General features: G+C 60.5%; 11 protein-coding genes. 5 read left to right on the forward strand and 6 right to left on the reverse strand.

Annotated features, from left to right (window positions below):
- Positions 1-243 precede the first annotated feature (243 nt).
- The gene (locus HKD46_RS20425; protein WP_128272273.1) at positions 244-930 is read right to left on the reverse strand and encodes a hypothetical protein; all 687 of its coding nucleotides are present in this window, start codon (positions 928-930) and stop codon (positions 244-246) included.
- A 39-nt stretch (positions 931-969) separates the two neighbouring features.
- Between HKD46_RS20425 and HKD46_RS20430 the strand changes: the two genes are divergently transcribed.
- Complete coding sequence (locus HKD46_RS20430; protein WP_010673247.1) at positions 970-1176, forward strand: YheV family putative zinc ribbon protein; 207 nt, start codon at positions 970-972, stop codon at positions 1174-1176.
- Between the two features lie 146 nt (positions 1177-1322).
- Positions 1323-1961 (forward strand): peptidylprolyl isomerase, encoded by a 639-nt coding sequence (locus HKD46_RS20435; protein WP_161470756.1) that lies wholly within the window; start codon positions 1323-1325, stop codon positions 1959-1961.
- Between the two features lie 64 nt (positions 1962-2025).
- Here HKD46_RS20435 and HKD46_RS20440 read toward each other — a convergent pair whose 3' ends face one another.
- Together HKD46_RS20440 and HKD46_RS20445 are read right to left on the reverse strand one after the other, a co-directional pair.
- Positions 2026-2241: a SlyX family protein gene (locus tag HKD46_RS20440; RefSeq protein ID WP_010673249.1), complete on the reverse strand. Its 216-nt coding sequence runs from the start codon at positions 2239-2241 to the stop codon at positions 2026-2028.
- Between the two features lie 14 nt (positions 2242-2255).
- Positions 2256-3224 carry a WD40 repeat domain-containing protein gene (locus tag HKD46_RS20445; RefSeq protein WP_161470757.1) on the reverse strand — a complete coding sequence of 323 codons (969 nt, stop codon included), beginning with the start codon at positions 3222-3224 and terminating at the stop codon, positions 2256-2258.
- A gap of 119 nt (positions 3225-3343) precedes the next feature.
- On the opposite strand from HKD46_RS20445, the gene fkpA reads away from it, so the two are divergent.
- Entirely contained in the window at positions 3344-4153 is an 810-nt protein-coding gene (gene fkpA / locus HKD46_RS20450) for an FKBP-type peptidyl-prolyl cis-trans isomerase (protein WP_029313875.1), read from the forward strand.
- A gap of 148 nt (positions 4154-4301) precedes the next feature.
- Positions 4302-5705: a sigma-54 dependent transcriptional regulator gene (locus HKD46_RS20455; protein WP_042881314.1), complete on the forward strand. Its 1404-nt coding sequence runs from the start codon at positions 4302-4304 to the stop codon at positions 5703-5705.
- 69 nt (positions 5706-5774) lie between these two features.
- On the opposite strand, the gene HKD46_RS20460 is transcribed toward HKD46_RS20455, so the two are convergent.
- The 3 genes from HKD46_RS20460 to HKD46_RS20470 form a co-directional block, all read right to left on the reverse strand.
- Complete coding sequence (locus tag HKD46_RS20460; protein WP_103858425.1) at positions 5775-6641, reverse strand: tetratricopeptide repeat protein; 867 nt, start codon at positions 6639-6641, stop codon at positions 5775-5777.
- A gap of 98 nt (positions 6642-6739) precedes the next feature.
- Positions 6740-7075, reverse strand: coding sequence for a hypothetical protein (locus tag HKD46_RS20465; protein ID WP_010673254.1), 336 nt, complete (start codon positions 7073-7075; stop codon positions 6740-6742).
- Between the two features lie 115 nt (positions 7076-7190).
- Complete coding sequence (locus tag HKD46_RS20470) at positions 7191-7529, reverse strand: DUF2956 domain-containing protein (protein ID WP_041211201.1); 339 nt, start codon at positions 7527-7529, stop codon at positions 7191-7193.
- A 248-nt stretch (positions 7530-7777) separates the two neighbouring features.
- On the opposite strand from HKD46_RS20470, the gene ushA reads away from it, so the two are divergent.
- Positions 7778-9448: a bifunctional UDP-sugar hydrolase/5'-nucleotidase UshA gene (ushA, locus tag HKD46_RS20475; protein WP_103858426.1), complete on the forward strand. Its 1671-nt coding sequence runs from the start codon at positions 7778-7780 to the stop codon at positions 9446-9448.
- The last annotated feature ends 286 nt before the right edge of the window (positions 9449-9734 follow it).

The raw sequence follows: 9734 nt of genomic DNA on the forward strand, positions 1-9734 counted from the left end.
ATCATCAATGCAGAGGGATGGCAAACCTGCTGGCCCGAGTGAAACACTTCATGGATACCGTGTCTCCTTTCCCGGGGAATGGCTATGGCACAGCGAAGGTGTAGCACTATTGGGATCAGTTATTTAGTCGGTGACGGTCAATCGGGTGTTCAGCATAAAGGATGGTGACATGAATGACTCCTTTGTTGTTAGCGGCGGTGAGCCGCAAAACTGGATTTCTTTTGCCATCCTTTTATGCCTCTCTTATCGGGTCGCGGACGGCTGAGGGGAGAGGGGCGCCCCGAGCCATTGCAGATGAGCCTCGGCCAGCGCGCTTTCATCCCGATAACCCAGCCTGCTCACCACCTGTGAGGGTGTGCTGCCGCTTCGCAGCAGGCGAATCCCCTGCAACAGTTGCCACTGATCCTTCAGTGCCCGGGCGTCCGGGCCCTCGAGACCGCGAGTGCCCAGCAGGGTCTGCCAGGCAGCCACGCTATCCGGCTGCGCTCTGGCCAGGGCTTGCCAGGCATCTTGCAGTGCCTGATCCCCCAGTGACGAGATGGTGCAGCCGTGCAACTCATCCCCTATCACTTGCAGCCGCTGCCCATAGGGGGCTTGCCAGTCACGGGGGCGTGACCAGGCCGCCAGGCTGTCCAGCAGTGCGTCCATCAACGGGCTTGCCTGCAACCAGCCAGCCTGGGCGGGCTGGGGCACCCGAACGGAGCAGGCCAGCAGATCATGCTGGCAGTCAGCCAGAGGGGTGAAGGCGGCGAGGGCATCGGCACAGAGCCAGAAGTGGCTGCCAGGTGTCAGCAGCAGCTCATGGGCACCCAATTTCAGCAGCGCCGCCCCCTGAGTGACTCGCAGCAATTGGCCCATGGGGGAGCGCTTGCGGGGGCCGACCTGAAGGGTGGAAGTGGAAAAATGCTGATATTCGATGGCGTGATGCATGTAAAAACCCTGATATGATGCTGCCTGGAGGTAACAAAAATGGAAACCAGACGTAAAAAGCGCTTCATTGCCGGGGCGGTTTGCCCGGCGTGTGGCAAGATGGACACCATGATGCTGTATATGGAGCATGGAGTCGAGAAGGTGACCTGTGTCGAGTGCGGGGATACCCAGGTGCAGACCCAGGAGCAGGTGGACAAGGCGACGCGCGAGGCGGAGCAGGTGATAGGGGTGTTTCGTCCCGAGTGAGGGCCATGCCTCAAGGTGATGGTACGCCGGTCAGGCTGGTCGCTGTTGATGACTTTTTCATCACACCGAAGCCGGGCCGACCATATGCTTGTCTGCCTTTTTGAGGTATTCTGAGCCCGTTTTTTTCTATCCGCAGGATCCCTGACATGAAAGTAGCTCCCCTGAGCGTGGTTACGCTGGAATACACGGTCACCGACGAACACGGTGAAGTCATCGACACCACTGTCGGTAAAGAGCCGCTGGTGTATCTGCACGGTACCCGTTACCTGGTCTCCGGCCTCGAAGCCGAGCTGGAAGGCCGCAGCGTGGGCGAGGCGTTCGACGTCACCCTGACGCCGAACCAGGCCTATGGCGAGTACGACGAGAATCTGGTGCAGGAAGTGCCCGGCGAGCTGTTCGACGGTATGGAAGTGTCTGAAGGGGATACTTTTGTGGCCGAGACCGACGATGGTCACCGCCCGGTGACCGTCATCGAGGTGTCCGAGGAGTTCATCAAGGTGGACGGCAATCATCCCCTGGCTGGCGTGACCCTGGGCTTCAAGGTCGAGATCAAGGACGTGCGTGCCGCGACCGCCGAAGAGCTGGCCCATGGCCATGTGCACGGCGCTGGTGGCTGCGGTCACGATCATGGTCATGACCATGATCACGGCCATGATCACGATCATGACCACGGTGGCTGCTGTGGCGGCCATGGTCACAACCATGCACACGATCACGGCGACGATCACGATCACGGTGGTTGCTGCGGTGGTGGCGGTTGTGGTGGCAAGGGCCATCAGCACTGATCACGGCCTGGCCGATGATAAAAAAACCCGCGCATGGCGCGGGTTTTTTTATGGCTGGCACTCATCAGTAGTGCGGTGGCGGCGTCTCTTCGGCCATGCTGGCGATCTGGCTCGGCTGTACGCTCTGCAATTTATCCACCAGTAGATGGATCTGGTGTTTGAGCCGGTCCAGCTCGCGACCCTGGGTGGTGACCTCGTCGTTGAGCTGCTCCACCGTGTATTCGGCAAAAGCGAGGCGGCTTTCCAGGGTTTCGAGGCGTTCGTTTAGTTGCTGACTCATGGGCCTTTTGGTCCTTACTTGATAGTCCAGATTTCAGCCAGGCCACTGGAGCTGGCACTGACGAGGTGGTCATTGTCGCGCAAAGCCACGCCATAGACCACAGCGCTCGGCGGTTTCACCTTGGGATGGGGCGAGACGCGCCAGCTCTGCAACGGCTGGCCGTCACTCACCTGCCACAGAGTGAGCTGGCGGGAGGGGGCGCCGGTGATGAGCCAGTTGCCGCCGTTGGCGAAGCGGGCGCTGGTGTAGACCTCAAAGCGGTGATCGTATTGCAACCGGCTGTGCTCCTTGCCGGTTTTGAGATCCCAGATGCTGGCCTGGCGACTGTCTGCGGTGAAGGCGAAGCGTCCGGACGGATCCAGTCTCGCCATCACCACTCGCCCGGCGTGGTTGAAGCGCCACACCACCTGGCCCGTGCGGGTATCCCACAGATAGGCGCTGTAATCGTTGCCGCCGGTGAGGGCATAGCGACCATTGGGGGAGAGATCCACCGTGTTGACCTGTTCGGTGTGGCCGAGAAATTGCAGCCGGCGTCCGGTCTGGGTGTCGACCACTTCCGCCTTGCCGTCTTCACGGCCGATGAGCACCTGGCGGCCATCCGCCGAGATCGCCGCATCGCGCAGGGGGGATTCTGGCAGGGAGTAGTAACCCTGGGAGCGGCCATCCTGCAAGCGCCAGATGGCGAAGGTGTGCTGGGTGGCGGTGATGGCATGGCTGTCATCGGGGGAAAAGCGGGTCAGGGTGACGAACTCCTCCTGGTCATCGCTCTGGCGCCAGCGCCAGCGCTCCTTGCCCTGTTCCAGATCCCACACCACAGTGCCCTGACCCAGGCTGGAGACGAGCGCGAGCTTGCCGGAACTGGCGAGATCCGCGCTCAGCAGCCCCTGGTTGGCGAGGTGGATCTGCTGGCTGGGAAGTGAGCGTTGTTCGCACCCCGTCAGCATCAGGCAAATACCGATGAGATAAATGGCACTTTTGATCATTTTTCCTGTCTCATGCTTTCGTTACCTGCGATCACGGCGTTAGTATAAGGCGCTTATCACGATAAACCTCTCATTTCACGAAGGAACCGAGAGCGGTATTTAGAGTTTTGGAGAAACTGATGAACAATTTTCTGAAGGTGTCCCTGTTGGCTGCGGCGGTTGCCGTCGGTCTGACTGCTTGCCAAAAAGATGAGAAACCTGCTGCGACCAACACCGCAGAGGTCAAGGCAGAAGCCAGCAAGCCGGCAGAGGCCCCCAAGGCTGAGGCCAAGAGCTTTGAAGAGCAATCCGGCTATGCGATCGGCCTCTCCATGGGTCGTTATATCGCCAATACCCTGGAGCGCCAGCAGGAGCTCGGCATCAAGCTGGACAACACCGTGATCCTGAAGGGTGTCACCGACGGTCTGGGCAAAGAAGCCAAGATGACCGACGAGGAGATCCAGAAGGTTCTGCAGGAATACGACGCCAAGATCAACGAGCTGACCAAGGCGAAGGCCGACAAGGATGCCGTGGAAAACCTGAAGAAGGGTGAAGAGTTCCTGGCTGCCAACGCCAAGAAAGAGGGCGTGAAGAGCACTGAGTCCGGCCTGCAATATCAGGTCGAGAAGATGGGTGACGGCGCCAAGCCGAAGGCCACCGACATCGTCAAGGTACACTACACCGGTACCCTGACTGATGGCACCAAGTTTGACAGCTCCGTCGATCGCGGCGAGCCGGCTACCTTCCCGCTCAACCAGGTGATCCCGGGCTGGACCGAAGGGGTGCAACTGATGCCGGTCGGCTCCAAGTTCAAGTTCTTCCTGCCGTCCAAGCTGGCCTATGGCGAGCACGGCGCAGGTTCCATCCCGGCCAACGCCGTGCTGGTATTTGACGTAGAGCTGCTGGCCATCGAAAAACCGGCTGCCGATGGCGACAACGCCAAGAAATAAGCTCAAAGCACCATAAAAACGGCTCCCCAGGGAGCCGTTTTTGCTTGTGTATTGTCGCAATCCCCCGGATAAAGCGATGAGGCCGTCTTGAGTGTGTGGCGGCTAGCCCCCAGAATAGACAACAAAATCAAGCGCAAGGATGGATCTCGTGGCTGAAAGCAAACCCCGTGTCCTGTTGGTGGAAGATACCCGCAGTCTGGCGGTCGTCTATGAGCAGTATCTGGCCCAGGATGGCTACGAGGTGCAGCTGGCAGATTGTGGCCAGCAGGCTTTGGCACAATTGCTGGCAAGCCCGCCCCCCGTGGTGCTGCTCGACCTGGAGTTGCCCGACATGTCCGGCATGGACATCTTGCAGCAGATCACGGAGCGGCAACTGCCCTGCTCCGTGGTGGTGATCACCGCTCACGGCTCGGTGGATGTGGCGGTGGAGGCGATGCGGTTCGGGGCCTTCGATTTTCTCACCAAGCCGTTCGATGGCAAGCGCCTGTGCGCCACGGCGCGCAATGCCCTGAAGCACCAGCAGCTCAGCTCGCTGGTGGCCCAGTATCGGGAAAACTTCGAGCGCAGCTCCTTTGCCGGTTTCATCGGTGCCTCCATGGCGATGCAGGCGGTCTATCGCATCATCGAGAGCGCGGCGCCGAGCAAGGCCACCGTCTTCATCACTGGCGAGAGCGGCACCGGCAAGGAGGTGTGCGCCGAGGCCATCCACCAGTGCAGCCCGCGTCGGGATCAGCCCTTCATCGCCCTCAACTGCGCCGCCATTCCCCATGACCTGATGGAGAGCGAGATCTTCGGCCACGTGAAGGGGTCGTTTACCGGTGCCCAGGGGGATCGCAAGGGGGCGGCCAGTCTGGCGGACGGCGGCACCCTCTTCCTCGACGAGATCTGCGAGATGGATCTCGACCTGCAGAGCAAGCTGCTGCGTTTCATCCAGACCGGCACCCTGCAGCGGGTCGGCAGCGGCAAGCTGGAGACGGTGGATGTGCGCTTTGTCTGCGCCACCAACCGGGATCCCCTGGTGGAGGTCAAGGCCGGACGGTTTCGTGAAGACCTTTACTACCGCCTGCACGTGATCCCGCTGGCGCTGCCCCCCCTGAGGGAGCGGGGAGAGGACATCCTGCTGCTGGCCCGGGAGTTGCTGCTGCGTTATGCCGGTGAGGAGAACAAGCGGTTCAGGGACTTTGATGCGGACGCAGTGCAGGTGCTGCTCGACTACCCCTGGCCCGGCAACGTGCGCGAGCTGCAAAACGTGGTGCGCAACATAGTGGTGCTCAACGATGGCGAGCTGGTGAGCCCGGATATCCTGCCACCTCCCCTCAACGGGGGGCGTACCCTGGCCCCGGAGCCTGCGGTCGGGATCGCGGATCCCCAGTCAGAATCCGTCGTCGTTCGCAGGCAGGTCCGTCCGCTCTGGCAGGTGGAGAAGGAGGCCATCGAGCAGGCCATCGCCAGTTGTGACGGCAACATCCCCAAGGCGGCGGCCCTGCTGGAAATAAGCCCTTCCACGATTTATCGCAAGAAGCAGAGCTGGGAAGAGGCGAGTCCGGCCTGAGCCGTCACCTCTGCTCTCGGGCAGACATGCTGATGTGCGGGGCGGCCAATTGGCCGCCCCGCACGCCTATCAGAGTTTGGCGAGCTGCTTGAGCCTGGCCAGCCGTTCTGCCTCGTTGGCGGTGAACCAGCCATCCTGTGACAGCAGAAACCAGGCGCGGGCAAAGAACTCGGGTGCCGCGGGATCATTGAGCACGAGCGCATTCTCCCCCAGCTCCTCGAACACATAGCCATCCTCGGGGGTGCCTGCGGCGGCCATGTCGTCGCGCAACTGCGCCAGTTCGGCCATGGCCTGTTCATGGCGATCCTGGGCCCGGCTCAGGCGCGCCAGACTCCAGCGGGCGATAAAGGCTTTGCCCTGGTTGTTGTGCTGCTCGTGCCAGGCCAGGCACTTTTGCTGACAGGCGATGGCCTCGTCGAGGCGACCCAGCTCGAACAGGGTCCAGCCCTGATTGTTATAGAGGGTGGCGAGCCAGCCTCGCGCCCGCTTGTCGTGACTGCGCTCGGCCAGGGTCATCGCCAGCTGGTGCCAGTGGCTCTGCTCCTCCAGGGGGGCGGCGATGGCCACCATGTGGGCCGCATCGATGGCCAGATAGTGCTCTTCGTGCTGTTCTCCCAGTTGCCAGGCCTGTTCAAACAGGGCTCTGGCGCTGGCCTTGTCACCGGCGGAGTTGAAGGTGCGGCCACGCTCCAGCAAGGCGCGCAGGCGGGCCCGTGGAGTCGCCTCGGTGAGGCGGGGTTCTATCTCGTCGAGCAGCTGGTGCGCCTGTGCAAACTGGCGTTGCAGCGAATGGGTACGGGCTATCTGGGTGAGGAGCTCCAGCTCCCATTGCAGGTTGGTGGCACGCGCCTCGGGCAGCAGTGCTTGAAAACGCTGGGCGCTGGCAACGGGATCCTGATAATCCCACAGCGCCATGAAATCGGGCGGATTGTTCATCTGGCCTCCATGCCGGTTATCCGCCCACCAAGATGCCTGAAGGCCATTCTTTGTACAAGAAGGGGGGCTGGCGCCATCGTGACGCCAGCGCTTGCCGATCAGTAGACCATGGCAAGGCTCATCAGCATCAGACCCAGGGCGGCAAAGGCTCCCTCCTTGATAGCCAGGCGCGGTACCAGTGCCTTGGGCAGGGCAGGGAACAGGCTCAGGGCAAAGCCGAACCCCGGCATCAGCCAGTGGAAAGCAGGGCTTCGCAGGGCGGGATCCGCAGCGCCATTGATGACGATGAGCAGGATAAAGAGAGTGAAGGCGGGCAGGATAAACCAGCGGGCATGGCCGGCGGCAACCGCCCGCAGTGGCGAGATGCGATAGAGCACCAGGGTCACGAGGAAGAGGGCGAGGGGAGCCAGCAGATAGAGCGGGGCCGGATTCATGATGAGTGTCTCCTGACAAGGGGGGCAGAGTGTAGGCAGTCCGGGTGGGGAATGACCAGTCCCCCGCGCCCGGGCTGTGAAGCGGATCGCAGGGCAAAGGTTTGCCTGGGCAGGATCAGCGGAACCAGAACCAGAGCACGGCAAATACCAGCCAGCTCAGCACCAGCAGGATCCAGGGCAGCGGGTGCTGGCGGGTGAGCTCGATGACCTCGGCTTCGCTCTCCTCTTCCCGTGTCTCTTGGGAAGAGTGCCTGGCTTTGGCTTGCAGTTTCTTCTGGCGGCTGGCTTCGCGGGCCTTCGCCTTCATCTGTTTCTTGTATTCGTCTATGCCCTTCTGGATCCCCTGGGCGATGAGCTGGGTTTGCTCCTTGGTCTGCCCCGGCTTCTGGTTGGCACGGGCGATCTTCATCGCCTCCTGCTGGGTTTCGGGGGAAATTTTGTCGTACTTGGCCATTCCAGGCACTCCTTGGCATTGATTGGCGGGCAGTATGCCATAACCGTTACCGGCGGGCTGCCATCATGGGGGAAATTGCTCTGTGAGTGGGGGGCCTCTGTTCCAAATAGGGGAAACAGGTTGCGTGGATGATCACATTTGGCGGAATTTGTGAGTCGCCGATGAAAAACCGTCACATGTTGTTTGTTATATTACCGCCCGATCCTGGATAGGGTCGTCCAATAACAAAATAACAAGGTGATATGGAAATGAATTATAAATTTGTCAAAGGAAGTATCGCACTGGCAGTGCTTGCCGCATTGAGCGGCTGCAATACCTCAAGCAACGACAGCGTCGCCCCCTGCACCGAAAATGTCTGCAAGCTGACCATTTTGCATACCAATGATACCCACGGTCGTTTCTGGCACAACGACAAGGGCGAATATGGCATGGCGGCCCAGAAGACCCTGGTCGAGCGGCTGCGTGCCGAGGCGAAAGCGGCGGGCAGCGAAGTGCTGGTGCTCTCCGGCGGTGACGTCAATACCGGGGTGCCAGAGTCGGATCTGCAGGATGCAGAGCCGGACTTCATGGCCATGAACAGCATCCGTTACGATGCCATGGCGGTGGGCAACCACGAGTTCGACAACCCCCTGACCATCCTCGAGAAACAGCGCCAGTGGGCCCAGTTCCCGATGATCTCCGCCAACATCTATGACAAGACGAGCGGCAAGCGCTACTTCGATCCCTACAAGGTGTTCAAGCTGGAGAGCGGCCTCAAGGTCGCCGTTCTGGGTCTGACCACAGAGGACACCGCCCAGCTGGTGGATCCCAACAACGTCCAGACCCTCGAGTTCCGCGATCCGACCACGGAAGCCGCCAATCTCGGCAAGCAGATCCGCGACAACAAAGAGGCGAACCTGGTTCTTGCCATCACCCACATGGGCCATTACGAGAATGGTCAGCACGGCAGCAACGCACCGGGTGACGTGGAGATGGCCCGTGCACTGCCGGCAGGCACCCTGGACGCCATCATCGGTGGTCACTCCCAGAACCCGGTCTGCATGGAGCCGGGCACCCCGGACAAGTACGCCGACTTCAAGCCGGGCGACGACTGCCAGCCGGATCAGCAGAACGGCACCTGGATCATGCAGGCTCACGAGTGGGGCAAGTATGTAGGTCGTGCCCAGTTTGACTATCAGAATGGCAAGCTGACCCTGACCCAGTACGATCTGATCCCGGTCAACCTGAAGAACGCGGACGGTGATTTCATCCAAGAAGAGATCGTCAAGGATCCCGAGCTCTACAACACCCTGCTCACCTATCAGGAGAAGGGACAGCAGGAGCTGGGTGTGGTCATCGGTGCCACCGATGGCGTACTGGACGGTGAGCGCGCCAACGTGCGCAACAAGCAGACCAACCTGGGTCGTCTCATCACCACCGCGACCGCCGAGAAGCTGAGCACCGACTTTGGCATCGTCAACTCCGGTGGGGTGCGTGCCTCCATCGCGGCAGGGGACATCAGCTACCGTGACGTGCTGACCGTGCATCCGTTCGGCAACACCGTCAACAAGGCGACCATGAGCGGCAACGAGCTGCTGACCTACCTGGGTCAGGTCGCGACCAAGACCGCCAATACCGGTGGCTATGCCCAGTTCGGCGGCATCAAGATGACGGTGGATTGCCAGGCCAAGAGCGTGGACATCGCCACCATCGGCGGGAAGGCCTTCGATCCGGCAGCAACCTACAGCTTCTCCATCCCGAGCTTCAGCGCGGCCGGTGGTGACGGTTATCCGAAGATCGACACCATCAATGCCGGTCTGGTGGATGCCGGTGTGCTGAAGGATTATATCGCAGCGAAGAAGATCATTCAGGTCGCCGATTATCAGCCGGCCGGCGAGGTCAGCTATATCAACTCCACCTCGGTAGAGGGTTGCAAATAATCCCTGCACCCCGAGCCAATAAAAAAGAGAGGCAGCCATGGCTGCCTCTCTTTTTATTTTCAATGTCATCAGCAGTGTCTCTCGGGAAATATATCCGGCCACGGGAAGCTGCCCCGAAATAGGGCATGACACAATCCGATGGCAATAAAAAGGCGACCCTCATGTACAGAACCTTAAGCGGCAAGCGAATTAATAATACCGTCTAACGTGTTGTTTTGCTTGGATTTTCTCTGCCTACTCTTTTTGCCGTTTTTGGATAAATACACCATTGCCCACTCCAACTTCT

Origin of the sequence: Aeromonas sp. TW 6 (assembly GCF_013168745.1) — a bacterium.
GTDB lineage: Bacteria > Pseudomonadota > Gammaproteobacteria > Enterobacterales > Aeromonadaceae > Aeromonas > Aeromonas caviae.

Coding starts and splice junctions, on each gene's coding strand:
- HKD46_RS20425 (WP_128272273.1), bottom strand. CDS start 930: ATGCATCACGCCATCGAATATCAGCATTTTTCCACTTCCACCCTTCAG.
- HKD46_RS20430 (WP_010673247.1), top strand. CDS start 970: ATGGAAACCAGACGTAAAAAGCGCTTCATTGCCGGGGCGGTTTGCCCG.
- HKD46_RS20435 (WP_161470756.1), top strand. CDS start 1,323: ATGAAAGTAGCTCCCCTGAGCGTGGTTACGCTGGAATACACGGTCACC.
- HKD46_RS20440 (WP_010673249.1), bottom strand. CDS start 2,241: ATGAGTCAGCAACTAAACGAACGCCTCGAAACCCTGGAAAGCCGCCTC.
- HKD46_RS20445 (WP_161470757.1), bottom strand. CDS start 3,224: ATGATCAAAAGTGCCATTTATCTCATCGGTATTTGCCTGATGCTGACG.
- fkpA (WP_029313875.1), top strand. CDS start 3,344: ATGAACAATTTTCTGAAGGTGTCCCTGTTGGCTGCGGCGGTTGCCGTC.
- HKD46_RS20460 (WP_103858425.1), bottom strand. CDS start 6,641: ATGAACAATCCGCCCGATTTCATGGCGCTGTGGGATTATCAGGATCCC.
- HKD46_RS20465 (WP_010673254.1), bottom strand. CDS start 7,075: ATGAATCCGGCCCCGCTCTATCTGCTGGCTCCCCTCGCCCTCTTCCTC.
- HKD46_RS20470 (WP_041211201.1), bottom strand. CDS start 7,529: ATGGCCAAGTACGACAAAATTTCCCCCGAAACCCAGCAGGAGGCGATG.
- ushA (WP_103858426.1), top strand. CDS start 7,778: ATGAATTATAAATTTGTCAAAGGAAGTATCGCACTGGCAGTGCTTGCC.